Here is a 16,600-nt window from a genome sequence, read left to right on the forward strand (position 1 = left end):
CCGGATCCTATTGATCAGGTGCGCCGCGCTCCAAAACGGCCGCTCACAACAGGGGGTTGGGCAGGTCCGTCCACTGGTCGCCCGGTGCCCCCGGCGAGAGCCGCATCAGCGTCAACGCCTTCGTGGGCAGCGGCTGTTCGAGCAGCGCGACCAGATCGGGCGTACGCGGCAGATCCCGTACGGCACTCTCCAGCGCCCCGCGCAACGCGGTCGCCGAACCCGCCGTACCCGCGAGGGCGCCCGCGACCAGGGAGCCGAACAGCTTGCGCCGCAGGGTGGTCACGTCGTCCGTGACGACCCGCCCGGACAGCTCCGGCACCGGGATGCCGTGCCGGGCCAGCCGGGCCGGGCTGATCCGGATGTCGGCGAGATCCCGGTAGACCAGTCCGACGGGCGCGCCTGACGGCGACAGGACGACGAGGAGGTTCTGTCCGTGGGCCTCCAGAGCGACCCCGAGTTCCAGCGACCGCAGGCCCGCCGTGAGGGCCAGCCGGGCGAACTCCGCGAGCCAGGCGGGGGATCCGGGCAGGTCGGTGGTGGCGAGGGCGGCCACCGGGAGGACCCGGTCGCCGTAGATCCCGGGCGACTCGCGCAACACGGCCGCGAGGTCGGGGGAGTTGGCGGTGGCGGCGCCCAGGGTGCGGGTGAAGTGCAGGAGTCCGCCCATCCGCCGGGCCAGAGTCTCCGCGAACTCCGAGAGCGTCGCGGACATGCCGATCGAGTACACGGAGATGTCCCGCACCGAGGACGTGAGACGGGCACTCAGGGCGGTCTTGACGTGCCGGTCGCCGGCCACGGCGAGGGTGCGCAGGGACATCAGCGGGTGGGCGTCCAGGCCCCCCGAGGCGCGCCGCTTCAGGACGTGCTCCGCCTGCCAGGGATGCACCGGCAGCAACAGCCGCTCCCCGTCCCGCAGGTCATCCGGCCACTCCCCGGTCACCAGGCACTCCGCCGCCGGGACCGGTACGAACCCCAGCCGCACCAGGGGCCGGTGCTCGGGGCCGTAGGCCAGCTGCTCGGCCACGGAGAAGCCGGGCCTGGAACGGCAGTTGGGGTGGTAGGGGTGTCCGTCGACGACCCGCTGCTCCCACTCCCAGTCGTGCACCGGCCAGTCCTTCGAAGGGGGTCCCTGGCCCGCCCTCGACAGCGCCAACGAGGCGACACTGTCGGCGAGTTCGGCCGCGAACTCGGTGCCGTGCGGTACGCCGAGGGCGGTCATCAGGCGCTCGGGACGGTCGTAGGCGGTCCCGTCGAGCCGCACCTCCCGCACGTGGGCGGCGGTGGCGTACGGGTCCGGGTGCGGGCCGTGCAGCCGACGCCCGTCCGCGAGGCGCAGGGTGAGCCCCTCCCGGCCCGCCTCCCGCGCCACGACCCAGGGCAGCGGCTCGTGCGTGAGCCCACGCCACAGCCGGGACAGCACGGCCGCCCGGGCGCCGGGCAGCTCGGCCGCGTACCGCGCCGCGAGGTCGGGGCGTACGACGGCCAGCTCGTCGGCGAACTCGGCCTCGGCGGGGCGGGGACGGTGCACGGGGGGACTCCTCGGGTACGACTGGTGTCACGGTGGGTGGGTGACGGCAGACATACTGATCGTCATCGCCCCAGATGAACCGTAGAGAACGAGTGGATCGCGTGGATCTCCTGCCCCCGCCGGCCGACGCCGTCGCACACCGCGCCGACGCGTACGCGGCGGCGCCCCTGCTCAACTGTCTGCTGCGCGAGGTGGCCGAACCGCTCCCGGAACCCGGCGACCGCCCGGTGTACCGGCTCCCCGGCGGACGGCTGATCCGGGTGCGCGGCGAGCGGCGGCCCGCCGAACCCGAGGTGCGCACGGCGGGCGGCTGGCGGCGCGTGAACCACACCGAACTCGTGAAACTCGTCGCCGAGGAGCTCACCCGGCACACCGGACGGTCCAACCACGACCTGCCCGCCGAGATGCTCGACAGCCGGGACGCCGTGGCCGCCCTGCTCACGGCCAGGGACCGGGCGACGGCGCCCGGCGACCCGTATCTGCGCTCCGAGCAGTGCCTCGTCACCGGCCACCCCCACCACCCCGCCCCCAAGGCCCGCGGCGGCGGTCCCGTCGCCGCATGGCTGCCGTACGCCCCCGAGGCCCACGCCCGGTTCCCGCTGCTCCTGCTCGGTCTGCGCGAGGACGCCGTCGTCGAGGAGGGCGACACCGCGGCCCTCGACGCGCTCGGCGAGGCCCCGCCCGGCTACCGGCTGCTCCCGGCGCACCCCTGGCAGCTGGACCTCGTGAGCTGCGCGGAGGCCTTCGCGGACGGGCGCCTGATCCGGCTCGGCACGACCGGCTTCGAGGTCTGGCCGACGGCGGCGATCCGCACGGTGTACGCCCCCGCGCGCGACCTGTTCCTGAAGTTCAGCCTGGACGTGCGCATCACCAACGACATCCGCCGGCTCTGGCGTCACGACCTGCTCAAACTCCGCCGTACGGACGAAGCGGCCGCGAGCGCCTTCACCGCGAGCCCCGGGGGCGCGGCCTGGCTGAGCGACCGCGGCTACCGCACCGCCGACTTCGCCTTCGAGGAGCTCGCCGTCCTGGTCCGCGACGGCCTGCGCGACCAGGTGCGGCCCGGGGCGACCCCGCTGCTCGCCGCGGCCCTGGTGGAGGGCTTCGAGGGCAGCCCGCTCGACACCGTCGAGGACCCGGCCGCCTGGTGGGAGGCGTACCTGCGCGCGGTCGTACCGCCCGTCCTCGCTGCCTTCGCCGACCACGGTGTCGTACTCGAGGCGCACCTCCAGAACACCCTGGTCGCCGTGGCCGACGACGGCCTGCCCGTGCAGGCGCTGTTCCGGGACGCGGAGGGCGTGAAGCTGCTGGCGGACGTCCCGCGCGCGCAGGGGTGGGAGCGGCTGGTGTACTGCCTGGTCGTGAACCACCTGTGGGAGATCGCCGCGGCCCTCGCCGAGCGCCGGCCAGGCTTCGCCCCCTGGCCCGCCGCCCGCCGCGAACTGGCCCGCCACGACCTCCCGGAGATCCGGGCCCTGCTCACCTCACCGACCCTCCCCGGCAAGACGAACCTGCTGCTGAGGTGGACCGACGCGGACGGGGCGGCCGCACGGTACCTGCCGCTGCCGAACCCGCTGGCCGGCGCGTGACCTGAACTACCCTGGCCGGTGTGCTGCGCGCTGTGACTGCTGTTCGATACGTGACCCCGTTGAGGTCCGGCGGCTCCGTGCCCGGAGTCGTCGAGGCCGACGACCTCGGCACGTACGTGGTCAAGTTCACCGGCTCCGCCCAGGGCCGCAAGGCGCTGGTCGCCGAGGTGATCGTCGGTGAGCTCGCCCGGGCCCTGGGGCTGCGCTTCCCGGAGCTGGTCCTCGTGCACTTCGACCCGGCGATCGCCGACGGCGAGCCGCACCAGGAGGTGCGGGACCTGCACGCGGCGAGCGCCGGGGTGAACCTCGGCATGGACTATCTGTCGGGCGCCCGCGACTTCACCCCCGAGGTCGCGAGGACGTTCCCGGTCGACCCGCTGGAGGCCGGCCGGATCGTCTGGCTCGACGCGCTCACCGTCAACGTCGACCGTACGGTCCACAGCTCCAACCTGATGATCTGGCCGACCCTCGGTGTCGCACCCCCGCGCCTGTGGCTGATCGACCACGGCGCCGCCCTGGTCTTCCACCACCGCTGGGAGGGCGCCGACCCGGCGAAGCCCTACGACCTGCGCCACCACGCCCTCGGCCACTACGGCCCGGACGTGCGCGCCGCCGACGCGGAACTGGCGCCGAAGGTGACCCGGGAGCTGCTGCGGGAGATCGTCGCCGAGGTGCCGGACGCCTGGCTGACGGACTTCGACACGCCCGCCGAGATGCGCGAGGCGTACGTCGAGCACCTGCACACGCGCGTGCGGGCCTCCGCCGACTGGCTCCCCACCGACTTCCCCAGCCGGGAGGAACTCGCCGCCGAGGACGCCCTGCGGGCGGCGCGGACGGAACAGGGACGGCCCAAGTGGCTCAAGCGGGTCCCCGACCTGCACGGCAAGCCGCCCGCGGAACAGGATTGGTCGGTGCACCTCGGATGAGTCCCGTCGTACAGATCGAGTACTGCACCCAGTGCCGCTGGCTGCCCCGCGCGGCCTGGCTCGCGCAGGAGCTGCTCACCACCTTCGAGACGGAGCTGGGCGAACTGTCCCTCAAGCCGGGCACGGGCGGGGTGTTCGTGGTCCGCGTCGACGACGAGGTCGTCTGGGACCGGCGCGAGCAGGGCTTCCCGGAGCCCACGGCGGTGAAGCAGGCCGTACGCGACCGAGTGGCCCCGGGGAAGTCCCTGGGCCACTCGGACAAGTGACGTCTCAGCCGCGCAGCTGCTCGTACGCCGGCAGCGTCAGGAAGTCCGCGTAGTCGGCGTCGAGGGACACCTGGAGCAGCAGGTCGTGGGCCTGCTGCCAGTGGCCGGCCGCGAAGGCCTCCTCGCCGATCTCCTGACGGATGTTCGAGAGCTCCTCGGCGGCGACCTTGCGGGCCAGCTCCGGGGTGGCCTTCTCGCCGTTCTCGAACTCCACGCCCGCGTTGATCCACTGCCAGATCTGCGAGCGCGAGATCTCGGCGGTGGCCGCGTCCTCCATCAGGTTGAAGATGGCGACCGCGCCGAGCCCGCGCAGCCAGGCCTCGATGTAACGGATGCCGACCTGCACGGCGTTGACCAGACCGGGGTAGGTCGGCTTCGCCTTCAGCGAGTCGATGGCGATGAGGTCGGCCGCCTCGACGTGGACGTCCTCGCGGAGGCGGTCCTTCTGGTTCGGCCTGTCGCCGAGGACCTTGTCGAAGGACTCCATGGCGATCGGGACCAGGTCGGGGTGGGCGACCCAGGAGCCGTCGAAACCGTCGGCGGCCTCACGGTCCTTGTCGGCACGGACCTTCTCGAAGGCCACCTTGTTGACCTCCGCGTCCCGGCGTGACGGGATGAACGCCGCCATGCCGCCGATCGCGTGCGCGCCGCGCTTGTGGCAGGTGCGGACGAGGAGTTCGGTGTACGCCCGCATGAACGGGGCCGTCATCGTGACCGCGTTGCGGTCCGGGAGGACGAACCTGGCGCCGCCGTCACGGAAGTTCTTCACGATGGAGAACAGGTAGTCCCAGCGGCCCGCGTTCAACCCCGAGGCGTGGTCGCGGAGTTCGTAGAGGATCTCCTCCATCTCGTACGCGGCCGTGATCGTCTCGATGAGGACGGTGGCGCGGACGGTGCCCTGCGGGATGCCGCAGTATTCCTGCGCGAAGACGAACACGTCGTTCCACAGGCGTGCTTCGAGGTGCGACTCGGTCTTCGGGAGGTAGAAGTACGGGCCCTTGCCGAGGTCGAGCAGCCGCTGCGCGTTGTGGAAGAAGTACAGGCCGAAGTCGACCAGGGCGCCCGGCACCTGGGCGCCGTTCGCGTCGACCAGGTGCCGCTCGTTCAGGTGCCAGCCGCGCGGCCGCATGACGACCGTGGCGAGCTCCTCGTCGGCCTTCAGCGCGTACGACTTGCCCGACTTCTCGTCCGTGAAGTCGATGTTCCGGGTGTACGCGTCCGCCAGGTTGACCTGACCGAGGACGACGTTCTCCCACGTCGGCGCGGAGGCGTCCTCGAAGTCCGCGAGCCACACCTTGGCGCTGGAGTTGAGGGCGTTGATGGTCATCTTGCGGTCGGTGGGGCCGGTGATCTCGACCCGGCGGTCGTTCAGGGCCGCGGGGGAGGGGGCCACCTTCCAGGAGTCGTCCGCGCGGATCGCGGCGGTTTCCGGGAGGAAGTCGAGCGTGGAGGTGCGGGCGATCTCGGCGCGGCGCTCACCGCGGCGGGCGAGCAGTTCGTCGCGCCGGGGCGTGAACCGGCGGTGCAGCTCGGCCACGAAGGCGAGGGCCGCCTCGGTGAGGACCTCCTCCTGCCGCGGCAGGGGCTCGGCGTCGACGATGGCCAGCGGGGACGGCGCTGGTGCGGACATGAGCGGTCACTTCCTTCAGCGGTGGCACCGGGTGCCAGTCGAACCGGGTACGGCGAGGAGCGCCCTGGGAGGGGTGGGGCGCTTCTGATCAGTGGATACTAGTTTCCTCATCGTGGAATTTCAATGGTTTGTTGATGTCGAGATTCTCCGGGTCGAGGCAATGTGGCGCTCAGTGTCACCCCCCTCACTCCAGGTGCGCGAGATCCGCCACCGTGTCGATGTCGTACGGCCGCGCCACGTCCCCGCACTCGACGAGCGTGAGCGCGCCCCGGTGCTCCTTCAGATAGGCGCGTGCCCCCCGGTCGCCGGTCGCAGTCGCGGCGACCCCGGCCCAGTGCGCGGCGCCCAGCAGGACGGGATGGCCGCGCACCCCGTCGTAGGCGGCCGAGACCAGCGAGGCCTCGTCCTCGTACGCGGCGAGCACGCGGCGCATCGCCTCCGCCCCGATGCCGGGCTGGTCGACGAGGGAGACCAGCGCCGCCCGTGCCGTCGTCCCGGTGAGCGAGCCGAGCCCGGCCCGCAGCGACGACCCCATGCCCTCGGCCCACTCCGGGTTCTCCACGAGCACGCAGTCACCGAGCTCCGCCCGCTCCCGTACGGCCGCCGCGGCCGCCCCCAGGACCACGTGCACCCGGGTGCAGCCCGCCGCCCGCAGGACGCCCACCGCGTGTTCGACGAGCGGGCGGCCCCGGTGTGCGAGCAGTGCCTTGGGCCGGCCGCCGAGCCGCCGCCCGCCGCCCGCGGCCAGGAGCAGTCCGGCGACCCGCTGTTCGTTCTCCGTCATGCGTCCTGCATACCTGACGTGTGGGGGTGCACCTGGTTTGCGCCGGGTTTCCGCGGGCTGAATTTCGGTCCGCACGGTGGCGCCCGGCGCCCCGCGTGGCGTTTACTGACCCGCGTCCCTCGGCGCCTGACCGACGCCGCCGGGACATCAGGGCGCGTACGTGTGCGGGGGAGAGCTGTGTTGCGGAGCTTGGGGCAGAGACCGGTGAGCGGCAGCGACAACGATCCGAGAGTGGCGGAACTGCGGACCGCGGTGTCCCGGCTGCGCCGCGAACTCGCCGCGCACCCGGCCGAGTTCCCCGACCGGGACATCGCCGAGGACGAACTCGCCGCGCTGGCCGCCATGACGATCGACGGGACTCCCGAAGTGCCGCGCCTGCGACGGTCGTTGCTGCTGATCGCCGGGGCGATCGGGTCGGTGAGCGCGTTGTCGCGGGGGCTGGCCGAGGTGCGCGGCGCGGTGGAGCTGTTCGGGGAGCCGCGCCGCTAGGGGAACGAACCCCGGTAGCCCTGACCGTCACGGCGGTGCTCGAACTGCTCGCAGAGCCAGGTCTCCTGGACGAACTCGGTGCGGTCGTCCCACACGTCGAAGATGTTGTGCGGCCCCACCTTGCCCTCGACTCGGAGGTAGCGGTCCTTGATGTCCCGGAAGCAGGCCAGCCCGCCCATGAGGCTGTGCCCCACGGGGTGGTAGTCGGACCAGGCGCACGAGACGCAGGCTCTTATCCGGGCCGAGCGCGGGAGGCTGCGCTGGACTTGGTGGAGCGCGTCCTCGAAGTCGTCCTGGCCGTCCCGATTGCGGAACTCGTATCCGTCGAAGCGCAGGACGGTGGTCAGGGTCTCCGCGTCCAGCCCGCGCTTCGGGCCGGCGGGATCGCCGAGTCGCAGGGTGCAGTACAGCACCCCCGGCCGTACGCCGCTACCCCTGACCTCGACGGGTATCGGCACCTCCCACTCCAGGACGCAGGAACACAACGCCCCGTCGAAGAACGCGAACATCTGCTCGGGCGGCTCCCCGCTCACCGCGCCCAGGTCGTCCATCATGTAGCCCTCGAAGACGACACCCCTGATCGTCGTACGGATCGACTCCCGCCCGTCGGACGCGAAGACGACCTCCTCGGTGCCGTGCCGGTCGGTGTACCGCCCCGGCCAGCGCTGTAAGGCGGTCATGCCGGGTTCTGGGTGGCCAGTGCCTCGGACAGCTCGCCGGCCACCTGCTGGAGCACCGGCACGATCTTCTCCGTGGCCGCCTCGGTGACCCGCCCCGCCGGGCCGGAGATCGAAATGGCGGCGGCGGTCGGGGAGTTGGGCACCGAGACCGCGAGGCAGCGGACGCCGATCTCCTGCTCGTTGTCGTCGACGGCGTAACCCTGGGCGCGTACGTCCACCAGGGCCGCGAGGAATCCGTCGGGCGTGGTGATCGTCTTCTCGGTCGCGGCCGGCATGCCGGTCCGGGCGAGCAGGGCGCGCACCTCGTGGTCGGGGGTGTTGGCGAGCAGCGCCTTGCCGACCCCCGTGGAGTGCGGCAGGACGCGCCGGCCGACCTCGGTGAACATCCGCATCGAGTGCTTGGAGGGCACCTGGGCGACGTAGACGATCTCGTCCCCGTCGAGCAGCGCCATGTTGGCCGTTTCGCCGGTCTCCTCGACCAGGCGGGCCAGGTACGGGCGGGCCCAGGTGCCCAGCAGCCGGGAGGCCGACTCGCCGAGCCGGATCAGGCGCGGGCCCAGGGCGTAGCGGCGGTTGGGCTGCTGGCGGACGTATCCGCAGGACACGAGCGTGCGCATCAGGCGGTGGATGGTGGGCAGCGGCAGCCCGCTGCTCGCGGACAGCTCGCTCAGTCCGACCTCTCCGCCCGCGTCCGCCATCCGCTCCAGCAGATCGAAGGCGCGCTCGAGGGACTGCACCCCGCCGGCGGACCTGGCGGAGTCGGTGGTGCTGGCGCTGGACGTCGGCACGGCACGTTCCTTTCGGGGCTGCCTTCGGGGCTGGGCAGGAAGGAGCAGAAGCCTACCCGGCAGTCGGTTGACTCCCCGCTGGTGGATAGCTACGTTCTGCTTGCTGGAAGTCTAATTCCGCCTTGTGGAAACGTCCAGAGAGTCGGCATCGGGTGCACTGTGAGGAAGTGTGCCCTTGACGGCACTCGAACGGGAGTGAAGACTCCTTCAACAGAAAGTTGAATTCCGTTACGCGGAAGTTAACGGCGGCAGAGAGGGGTCCGGGTGTCCGACACTGAACTGGTGCTGCGCTCGACGCGCGTCATCACGCCCGAGGGGACGCGGGCCGCTTCGGTCGCGGTCGGCGGCGGGAGGATCACGGCCGTCCTGCCGTACGACTGCGAGGTGCCGTCGGACGCACGCTTGGAGGACCTCGGCGGCGACGTCCTGCTGCCCGGCCTGGTCGACACCCACGTGCACGTCAACGACCCCGGTCGCACCGAGTGGGAGGGCTTCTGGACCGCCACCCGCGCGGCGGCGGCCGGCGGCATCACCACCCTCGTCGACATGCCGCTCAACTCCCTCCCGCCCACGACGACCGTCGACAACCTCCGTACGAAGCGGGAGGTCGCCGCCGACAAGGCCCACATCGACGTCGGCTTCTGGGGCGGCGCGCTGCCCGACAACGTCAAGGACCTGCGCCCGCTGCACGAGTCGGGCGTCTTCGGCTTCAAGGCGTTCCTGTCGCCCTCGGGCGTCGACGAGTTCCCGCACCTCGACCAGGACGGGCTGGCCCGGTCCCTGGCCGAGATCGCCTCCTTCGGCGGCCTGCTGATCGTGCACGCCGAGGACCCGCACCACCTGGAGGCAGCCCCGCAGCACGGCGGCCCCAAGTACGCCGACTTCCTGGCCTCCCGCCCGCGGGACGCCGAGGGCACCGCGATCGCCCAACTCATCGCCCAGGCCAAGCGGTTGGACGCACGCGTGCACGTGCTGCACCTGTCGTCCAGCGACGCGCTCCCGCTGATCGCCGAGGCCAAGGCCGAGGGCGTCCGCATCACGGTCGAGACCTGCCCGCACTACCTGACCCTGACCGCCGAGGAAGTCCCGGACGGCGCGAGCGAGTTCAAGTGCTGCCCGCCCATCCGGGAGTCCGCCAACCAGGACCTGCTGTGGCAGGCCCTGGCCGACGGCACCATCGACTGCGTGGTCACCGACCACTCGCCGTCCACGGCCGACCTGAAGACCGACGACTTCGCCACGGCCTGGGGCGGCATCTCCGGCCTCCAGCTGAGCCTCGCGGCGGTCTGGACCGAGGCCCGCAGGCGCGGCCACACCCTGGACGACGTCGTCCGCTGGATGTCCGCGCGGACCGCCCGACTGGTCGGCCTGGACCGCAAGGGCGCCATCGAGGCCGGCCGCGACGCCGACTTCGCGGTCCTCGCCCCCGACGACACCTTCACCGTGGACCCGGCCGCCCTCCAGCACCGCAACCGCGTCACCGCGTACGCGGGCAAGACCCTGTACGGAGTGGTGAGGTCGACCTGGCTGCGCGGCCGACGCATCGTGGCCGACGGCGAGTTCACGCCCCCGGCGGGTCAACTGCTCACCCGTACGCCCTGATTGCACCCGCACGCCCCGATCCCACCCGCACCGGCCCACTCCCGAAAGGCACATGTACGTGACGGCGATTCCCAGCTTCACCGGCGACGCGAACCCGTACGGCGGCGGTGACCCGTACGCGGACTACCGCACCGCCGACTTCCCCTTCACCCAGTACGCCGACCTCGCCGCACGGACGCTCGGGGCCTCCGTCATCGCCGCCAACGACGAGTTCTTCGCCCAGCGCGAGAACCTGCTGCTGCCCGAGCGGGCCGAGTTCGACCCCGAGCACTTCGGGCACAAGGGCAAGATCATGGACGGCTGGGAGACCCGGCGCCGCCGTGGCGCCTCCGCCGAACACCCCTGGCCGACGGCGGAGGACCACGACTGGGCGCTGGTGCGGCTGGGCGCGCCCGGCGTGATCCGGGGGATCGTGGTCGACACGGCGCACTTCCGCGGCAACTACCCGCAGGCGGTGTCGGTCGAGGGCACGAGCGTCGCCGGATCCCCGTCCCCCGAGGAGCTCCTTGGCGACGACGTGAAGTGGACGACGCTGGTCCCGCGGACGCCGGTCGGCGGCCACGCGGCGAACGGCTTCGAGGTGTCCGTGGAGCAGCGCTTCACCCACCTGAGGGTCAACCAGCACCCCGACGGCGGCATCGCCCGCCTGCGCGTGTACGGCGAGGTGGTGCCGGACCCGGCGTGGCTGGAGGTCCTCGGCGCCTTCGACGTGGTCGCCCTGGAGAACGGCGGCCGGGCGGAGGACGCCTCCAACCTCTTCTACTCGCCGGCCTCCAACACCATCCAGCCGGGCCGCTCCCGCAAGATGGACGACGGCTGGGAGACCCGCCGCCGCCGCGACCAGGGACACGACTGGATCCGCTACCGCCTGGTGGCCCAGTCCCGGATCCGCGCGATCGAGATCGACACGGCGTATCTGAAGGGCAACAGCGCGGGCTGGGCGTCGGTGTCGGTCCGGGACGGCGAGGACGGCGACGGCGGGAACGGCGGCGACTGGCGCGAGATCCTCCCGCGCACCCGGCTCCAGCCCGACACCAACCACCGCTTCGTCCTGCCGGACCCGGCGGTGGGCACCCACGCGCGCGTGGACATCTTCCCGGACGGAGGGATCTCCCGACTGCGACTGTTCGGCTCCCTGACGGAGGCGGGAGCGGCGGCACTGTCGGCACGGCACCAGGAACTGGGCGGCTGAGCCGGGGCTCGCCGCAGGGGCCGTTACGGCACGCCGCGTGCCCGCCTCACGCCGCGTGCCCCCCGTCCACGGAGAACTCCGCGCCGGTGACGTACTCCGCGTCGGCCAGGTAGGCCACCATCGACGCCACCTCCTCCGCCGTCCCGAACCGCCCCACCGCGGTCATCGCGGCCTGTCCCGCCGCGAACGGCCCGTCCGCCGGATTCATGTCGGTGTCGACGGGCCCGGGATGCACGAGGTTCGCCGTGATCCCGCGCGGCCCCAACTCCCGCGCGAGCGCCTTGGTCAGCCCGATCAGCGCCGACTTGCTCGTCGCGTACAGCGTCCCGCCGGGCCCGGGCACCCGCTGGGTCATACAGCTGCCGATCGTGATGATCCGCCCGCCGTCCCGCATCCGCGCGGCCGCCGCCTGGGAGGCCAGGAACACCCCCCGCACATTGACGGCCAGCACACGGTCGACGTCCGCGAGGGACAGCTCGTCCAGCGGCCCGAGCACCCCCACGCCCGCGTTGTTCACCAGCACGTCCGGCCCACCGAGCGCCTCCGCCGTACGGTGGACCGCCCCCGCCGCCTCCTCCGGGTCAGCGGAGTCCGCCCGCAGGGCCACGGCCCGCCGCCCCAGCGCCTCGACGCGCCGCACGACGTCGTGGGCCGCCTCCTTGCCCGCCATGTACGTCACGGCCACATCCGCCCCCTCCCGCGCCAGCCGCAGCGCGGTCGCCGCGCCGATCCCGCGGCCGCCCCCGGTGACGAGAGCGACCTTCCCGACCAGAGTTCCGTGCGCAGTGGTCATGTCTCCGTGCGTAGCCGTCATGGTTCCGTGAGTCGTCATGTCACCCATCCCACCGGCCGACCCCCCGAACCGCTGGCGGCGTACGGACACCGACCTCCGCGAGGTGCGGGTGCCGGCCGAAGGCGACCGACTCCGCCCTCCCCGTCGCCGGGAAGCTCAACGCCCTGCCGAAGTCGTCGTCTCCACCACCCTCACCGCCCCCGAGTGGCCCGGCACCACCGTGGTCGGCGGGGACCTCGCCAAGGAGGTCACCGCGCTCGAACTCCCCGAGAACCCCTGAACGCCCTGTCGGCTTCTGGTCAGCCCCGGCCGCCGAGCGACTCCGCGGCGGCGAACAGCGCGAACGCCAGCACCATCAGGGCGACGCTCGCGTAGACCTCGTAGCCGTCGAGGAGACCGATCCGCTGCACGAGTCCGATGTGCCAGTCGGTGAACTCGTGCAGCAGGCCCATCCCGCCCTGCACCAGGGCGAGGAAGCCGAGCACTTCCAGCAGTTGCTTCATGGGCCGACCCTCACCCCGTGGACCCCCTGCGCACATCGGCCGCGGGGCGAGCGCCGTCGCACGAAAGCATGACGCCCGCCGGGCCCCGTACGCCGAAAGTCTGCGCGGCCGAGACTTTGGTCGCGGATGCCGTCCGCGGACGGGTGTCACGCGCCCCAGCTGCGTAGATTTGTCGACCGTGAGCGGTGACAAGACGGTGTCCGATCCCGAGGCCTTCCCCGGCCGGCGCTGGCTGCTGCCGTCCGCGGTGATCCATGACCTCGACCCCTCCGCCCTACGGCCCGGGCGGCGGCCCCGGCGGACCGCGCGCGACTGGATCGTCGACTTCTCCTGCTTCCTGCTGGCCGTCCTCATCGGCATGATCGGCGCCGACGCGGTGGGCAACAACCCCCATGTGTCGCACTCCGCGGCCACCCTCGACCAACTGCTCGGCGCCCTCGCCTGCGCCGCCGTGTGGCTGCGCCGTCGTTGGCCGCTCGGCCTCGCCGTGGCCACCATCCCGCTCGGGCTGCTCTCGGACTCCGCGGGCGGCGCCTGCGCGATCGCCCTGTTCACGCTCGCCGTGCACCGCCCCTTCAGGTACGTGGCCTGGGTGGGCGGCATCAACATCGTCCTGGTCCCGGTCACCTTCCGGCTGCGCCCCGACGCCGACCTGCCGTACGTCGTCTCGGTCGTCTTCGCGGTCCTGCTGATCTCCGCGATCATCGGCTGGGGCCTGCTCGTGCGGTCCAAACGCCAGCTCATGCTGAGCCTGCGCGACCGCGCCCGGCGTGCCGAGACGGAGGCGCGGCTGCGGGCCGAACAGGCACAGCGGCTGGCCCGTGAGGCCATCGCGCGCGAGATGCACGACGTGCTCGCGCACCGGCTGACGCTGCTCAGCGTGCACGCGGGTGCCCTGGAGTTCCGGCCGGACGCGCCGCGGGAGGAGGTCGCGCGTGCCGCCGGTGTCATCCGGGAGAGCGCGCACGAGGCGCTCCAGGACCTGCGGGAGATCATCGGCGTACTGCGGGCCGGGGACCACGACGACACCGGGCGTCCGCAGCCGACCCTCGTCGCGCTGGACACGCTGGTGGCCGAGTCCCGCGAGGCCGGCATGAAGGTCGTCCTCGACAGCCGGGTCACCGACCCCGCCGCCGTGCCCGCCTCCGTCGGCCGCACCGCCTACCGCATCGCCCAGGAGGGCCTCACCAACGCCCGCAAGCACGCCCCCGGCACGGAGGTCACGGTCACCGTCTCCGGCGGCCCGGGCAGCGGCCTCGTGGTGAGCGTGCGCAACCCCGCGCCCGAGGGGGAAGTGCCGCCCGTCCCCGGCTCCGGCCAGGGCCTCATCGGCCTCACCGAGCGCGCGACACTGGCCGGGGGCCGCCTGGAGCACGGGACGGAGCCGGACGGCGCGTTCCGGGTGGAGGCGTGGCTACCGTGGCCGTGACGGCCCCACTACGCCGCCACCCCGGGCCTGCCGACACCTGGCCCCGGGGACCCCACCTCACCGGCCCGAGGGCCATCGGATCCGCCCGTGCCCTGGCTTCGCGGCCCGCCCGTCGGCCGTGTGGCCCGCCAGCCCGCCTGCCGCGCGATGCCCGCCCACCTGTCGAGCGACCCGCCCGTCCTTCGGCTGTGCGATCCGCCAGGCCGCGGGGGTGTGCGGTTCGCCCGCCCGTCGGCTGTGCGGCCCGCCGGCCCACCAGCCGCCTGATGCCCCCGCCCGCCGGTCGCCCGATGCCCCCGGCCCCGCCCGGCTGTGCGATCCGCGCCCCCGATACGCGATCCACCCGGACCCCGGACCCGCACCCCACCGCCCCGCCCACCCCTCCCACAACTCACCCGCCCGCAAGGGTGATTACCCCCGGCCCGGCCGTGATTACGTAAGGCGCATGACTGTGATCAGACTGCTCCTCGTCGATGACGACCCCCTCGTGCGGGCCGGGCTGTCCCTGATGATGGGCGGGGCCGAGGACATCGAGATCGTCGGGGAGGCCGCGGACGGGAGCGAGGTCGAGGACGTCGTCGACCGGACCCGCCCGGACGTCGTGCTGATGGACATCCGGATGCCGGCCGTGGACGGCCTCACCGCCACCGAGCGGCTGCGCGCCCGGCCCGACGCCCCGCAGGTCGTCGTCCTGACCACCTTCCACGCCGACGAGCAGGTCCTGCACGCCCTGCGCGCCGGCGCCGCCGGGTTCGTCCTCAAGGACACCCCGCCCGCCGAGATCCTCGCCGCCGTCCGCCGCGTCGCGGCCGGCGACCCGGTCCTGTCGCCCACCGTCACCCGCCAGCTGATGGCGCACGCGGCCGGAACCGCCGCCGACCGGCGCAAGGCACGCGCGCGTGAGCGCATCGACGTCCTCAACGACCGCGAACGCGAGGTGGCCGTCGCCGTCGGCCGGGGACTGTCCAACGCCGAGATCGCCGCCGCCCTCTACATGAGCGTCGCCACCGTCAAGACGCACGTCTCCCGCGTCCTGGCCAAGCTCGACCTCAACAACCGGGTGCAGATCGCGCTGTTGGCGTACGACGCGGGACTGCTGGAGCAATCCGCGGAACCCGGGCCGGACGGGCACTAGGCGAGCCCGCCGCGCGTTGACGGTGTGAAGGGGGAGCTTCATGACCGACTCAGTGATCGACCTGGGGGAGTACGGCGACGCGTTCCGCGTCGATCCGCACCCCGTGTACGCGGAGTTGCGCGCCCTCGGCCCCGTCCACCGCGTCCGACCACCCGGCTCCGACCCGGGCTACTCGACCTGGCTCGTCGTCGGCCACGAGGAGGCCCGCGCCGCGCTCGCCGACCCCCGGCTGGCCAAGGACGGCCGCCGCATCGGCGTGCTCTTCCACGACGACGAACTGATAGGCCGCCATCTGCTGGGCAGCGACCCGCCCGAGCACACCCGGCTGCGCGGCCTCGTCTCCCGCGCCTTCACCATGCGCCGGGTGGAGCGCCTGCGCCCCCGGATCCAGGAGATCACCGACGACCTCCTCGACGCGATGCTGCCGCACGGCCGCGCCGACCTCGTACCGTCCCTCGCCTACCCGCTGCCGATCACCGTGATCTGCGAACTCCTCGGCGTGCCCGAGATGGACCGCAGCGAGTTCCGCAAGCTCTCCACCGAGGTCGTGGCACCCACCAGCCCGGAGAGCTCCTACGACGCCGTCCTGCGCCTCGGCGAGTACCTGACGGAGCTGATCGAGGACAAGCGCTGCGCCGGCCCCGGCGACGACCTGCTCGGCGACCTCATCCGCACCACCGCCGAGGACGGCGACCGGCTCTCCCCGTCGGAGCTGCGCGGCATGGCCTTCCTGCTGCTCATCGCGGGCCACGAGACCACGGTCAACCTCATCACCAACGCCGTGCACGCCCTGCTCACCCACCCGGACCAACTCGCCGCCCTGCGCGCCGACATGAGCCTCGTCGACGCCGCGGTCGAGGAGACCCTGCGCTACGAGGGCCCGGTGGAGAACGCGACCTTCCGGTACGCCGCCGAGCCCCTGGAGATAGCGGGACGGGACATAGACCGGGGCGACCCGGTGATGATCTGCCTCAGCGCCGCCGACCGCGACGACTCCCGCTACCCCGCCCCGGACGCCTTCGACACCCACCGCGACACCCGCGGCCACCTCGCGTTCGGCCACGGCCTCCACTACTGCCTGGGCGCCCCACTGGCCCGCCTGGAGGCCCGTACGGCGCTGCGGACCCTGCTGGACCGAGCCCCGGCACTCGCGCTGGACGGACCGCCCGGGGAGTGGCTGCCGGGAATGCTGATCAGGGGGGTGCGCAGCCTGCCGGTGCGCTGGTAGACCCGCGCGGAGACGTCAGGTCTCGCGGCCGGGGTGGG

General features: G+C 72.8%; 17 protein-coding genes. 10 read left to right on the plus strand and 7 right to left on the minus strand.

The window, feature by feature from the left end:
* Window positions 1-43: 43 nt before the first annotated feature.
* On the minus strand, window positions 44-1,528 hold the full coding sequence (locus tag AC2XR2_RS35410) for an IucA/IucC family protein (protein ID WP_491517279.1): 1,485 nt from the start codon (window positions 1,526-1,528) through the stop codon (window positions 44-46).
* 92 nt (window positions 1,529-1,620) lie between these two features.
* Here AC2XR2_RS35410 and AC2XR2_RS35415 point away from each other — a divergent pair, with 92 nt between their 5' ends.
* From AC2XR2_RS35415 to AC2XR2_RS35425, 3 genes are read left to right on the plus strand one after another with little or no spacing between them, the layout of a single operon-like run.
* On the plus strand, window positions 1,621-3,117 hold the full coding sequence (locus tag AC2XR2_RS35415) for an IucA/IucC family protein (RefSeq protein WP_491517280.1): 1,497 nt from the start codon (window positions 1,621-1,623) through the stop codon (window positions 3,115-3,117).
* 20 nt (window positions 3,118-3,137) lie between these two features.
* On the plus strand, window positions 3,138-4,043 hold the full coding sequence (locus AC2XR2_RS35420; RefSeq protein WP_381301165.1) for a HipA family kinase: 906 nt from the start codon (window positions 3,138-3,140) through the stop codon (window positions 4,041-4,043).
* Entirely contained in the window at window positions 4,040-4,309 is a 270-nt protein-coding gene (locus AC2XR2_RS35425) for an Rdx family protein (protein WP_330263563.1), read from the plus strand. Before AC2XR2_RS35420 ends, AC2XR2_RS35425 begins: the two co-directional genes overlap by 4 nt.
* Window positions 4,310-4,313: 4 nt before the next feature.
* Here the strand turns inward: AC2XR2_RS35425 and aceB are convergent, their stop codons facing one another.
* On the minus strand, window positions 4,314-5,939 hold the full coding sequence (aceB, locus tag AC2XR2_RS35430; RefSeq protein ID WP_491517281.1) for a malate synthase A: 1,626 nt from the start codon (window positions 5,937-5,939) through the stop codon (window positions 4,314-4,316).
* A gap of 184 nt (window positions 5,940-6,123) precedes the next feature.
* Entirely contained in the window at window positions 6,124-6,723 is a 600-nt protein-coding gene (locus AC2XR2_RS35435) for a nucleotidyltransferase family protein (protein WP_491517282.1), read from the minus strand.
* A 204-nt stretch (window positions 6,724-6,927) separates the two neighbouring features.
* Here AC2XR2_RS35435 and AC2XR2_RS35440 point away from each other — a divergent pair, with 204 nt between their 5' ends.
* Window positions 6,928-7,212, plus strand: coding sequence for a DUF5955 family protein (locus AC2XR2_RS35440; RefSeq protein ID WP_381301159.1), 285 nt, complete (start codon window positions 6,928-6,930; stop codon window positions 7,210-7,212).
* Here AC2XR2_RS35440 and AC2XR2_RS35445 read toward each other — a convergent pair.
* Window positions 7,209-7,892 (minus strand): DUF6304 family protein, encoded by a 684-nt coding sequence (locus AC2XR2_RS35445; protein ID WP_491517283.1) that lies wholly within the window; start codon window positions 7,890-7,892, stop codon window positions 7,209-7,211. The two genes, AC2XR2_RS35440 and AC2XR2_RS35445, sit on opposite strands and share 4 nt — an antisense overlap.
* Window positions 7,889-8,680 carry an IclR family transcriptional regulator gene (locus AC2XR2_RS35450; RefSeq protein WP_020133431.1) on the minus strand — a complete coding sequence of 264 codons (792 nt, stop codon included), beginning with the start codon at window positions 8,678-8,680 and terminating at the stop codon, window positions 7,889-7,891. Before AC2XR2_RS35450 ends, AC2XR2_RS35445 begins: the two co-directional genes overlap by 4 nt.
* A 264-nt stretch (window positions 8,681-8,944) precedes the next feature.
* Between AC2XR2_RS35450 and allB the strand changes: the two genes are divergently transcribed.
* Together allB and alc are read left to right on the plus strand one after the other, a co-directional pair.
* The gene (gene allB / locus AC2XR2_RS35455) at window positions 8,945-10,282 is read left to right on the plus strand and encodes an allantoinase AllB (protein WP_491517284.1); all 1,338 of its coding nucleotides are present in this window, start codon (window positions 8,945-8,947) and stop codon (window positions 10,280-10,282) included.
* Between the two features lie 58 nt (window positions 10,283-10,340).
* On the plus strand, window positions 10,341-11,474 hold the full coding sequence (gene alc / locus AC2XR2_RS35460; protein ID WP_330263557.1) for an allantoicase: 1,134 nt from the start codon (window positions 10,341-10,343) through the stop codon (window positions 11,472-11,474).
* Between the two features lie 46 nt (window positions 11,475-11,520).
* Here the strand turns inward: alc and AC2XR2_RS35465 are convergent, their stop codons facing one another.
* On the minus strand, window positions 11,521-12,267 hold the full coding sequence (locus tag AC2XR2_RS35465) for a 3-oxoacyl-ACP reductase family protein (RefSeq protein ID WP_449349283.1): 747 nt from the start codon (window positions 12,265-12,267) through the stop codon (window positions 11,521-11,523).
* Between the two features lie 37 nt (window positions 12,268-12,304).
* Here AC2XR2_RS35465 and AC2XR2_RS35470 point away from each other — a divergent pair, with 37 nt between their 5' ends.
* The gene (locus AC2XR2_RS35470; protein ID WP_491517285.1) at window positions 12,305-12,547 is read left to right on the plus strand and encodes a hypothetical protein; all 243 of its coding nucleotides are present in this window, start codon (window positions 12,305-12,307) and stop codon (window positions 12,545-12,547) included.
* A gap of 19 nt (window positions 12,548-12,566) precedes the next feature.
* Here the strand turns inward: AC2XR2_RS35470 and AC2XR2_RS35475 are convergent, their stop codons facing one another.
* Window positions 12,567-12,770 carry a hypothetical protein gene (locus AC2XR2_RS35475; RefSeq protein ID WP_449349282.1) on the minus strand — a complete coding sequence of 68 codons (204 nt, stop codon included), beginning with the start codon at window positions 12,768-12,770 and terminating at the stop codon, window positions 12,567-12,569.
* 169 nt (window positions 12,771-12,939) lie between these two features.
* Between AC2XR2_RS35475 and AC2XR2_RS35480 the strand changes: the two genes are divergently transcribed.
* From AC2XR2_RS35480 to AC2XR2_RS35490, 3 genes are all read left to right on the plus strand, one after another.
* Window positions 12,940-14,199 carry a sensor histidine kinase gene (locus AC2XR2_RS35480; RefSeq protein WP_491517286.1) on the plus strand — a complete coding sequence of 420 codons (1,260 nt, stop codon included), beginning with the start codon at window positions 12,940-12,942 and terminating at the stop codon, window positions 14,197-14,199.
* A gap of 445 nt (window positions 14,200-14,644) precedes the next feature.
* Entirely contained in the window at window positions 14,645-15,334 is a 690-nt protein-coding gene (locus AC2XR2_RS35485) for a response regulator transcription factor (RefSeq protein ID WP_330263553.1), read from the plus strand.
* Between the two features lie 40 nt (window positions 15,335-15,374).
* Window positions 15,375-16,562 carry a cytochrome P450 family protein gene (locus tag AC2XR2_RS35490; protein ID WP_491517287.1) on the plus strand — a complete coding sequence of 396 codons (1,188 nt, stop codon included), beginning with the start codon at window positions 15,375-15,377 and terminating at the stop codon, window positions 16,560-16,562.
* The last annotated feature ends 38 nt before the right edge of the window (window positions 16,563-16,600 follow it).

It is taken from the genome of Streptomyces sp. LS-MS-L19, from assembly GCF_058382285.1.

What these genes read in the sequence shown, in the direction of transcription:
- AC2XR2_RS35425 (WP_330263563.1), top strand. Translation starts at nt 4,040, where the DNA reads ATGAGTCCCGTCGTACAGATCGAGTACTGCACCCAGTGCCGCTGGCTG.
- aceB (WP_491517281.1), bottom strand. Translation starts at nt 5,939, where the DNA reads ATGTCCGCACCAGCGCCGTCCCCGCTGGCCATCGTCGACGCCGAGCCC.
- AC2XR2_RS35435 (WP_491517282.1), bottom strand. Translation starts at nt 6,723, where the DNA reads ATGACGGAGAACGAACAGCGGGTCGCCGGACTGCTCCTGGCCGCGGGC.
- AC2XR2_RS35445 (WP_491517283.1), bottom strand. Translation starts at nt 7,892, where the DNA reads ATGACCGCCTTACAGCGCTGGCCGGGGCGGTACACCGACCGGCACGGC.
- AC2XR2_RS35465 (WP_449349283.1), bottom strand. Translation starts at nt 12,267, where the DNA reads ATGACCACTGCGCACGGAACTCTGGTCGGGAAGGTCGCTCTCGTCACC.
- AC2XR2_RS35470 (WP_491517285.1), top strand. Translation starts at nt 12,305, where the DNA reads ATGTCACCCATCCCACCGGCCGACCCCCCGAACCGCTGGCGGCGTACG.
- AC2XR2_RS35475 (WP_449349282.1), bottom strand. Translation starts at nt 12,770, where the DNA reads ATGAAGCAACTGCTGGAAGTGCTCGGCTTCCTCGCCCTGGTGCAGGGC.
- AC2XR2_RS35485 (WP_330263553.1), top strand. Translation starts at nt 14,645, where the DNA reads ATGACTGTGATCAGACTGCTCCTCGTCGATGACGACCCCCTCGTGCGG.
- AC2XR2_RS35490 (WP_491517287.1), top strand. Translation starts at nt 15,375, where the DNA reads ATGACCGACTCAGTGATCGACCTGGGGGAGTACGGCGACGCGTTCCGC.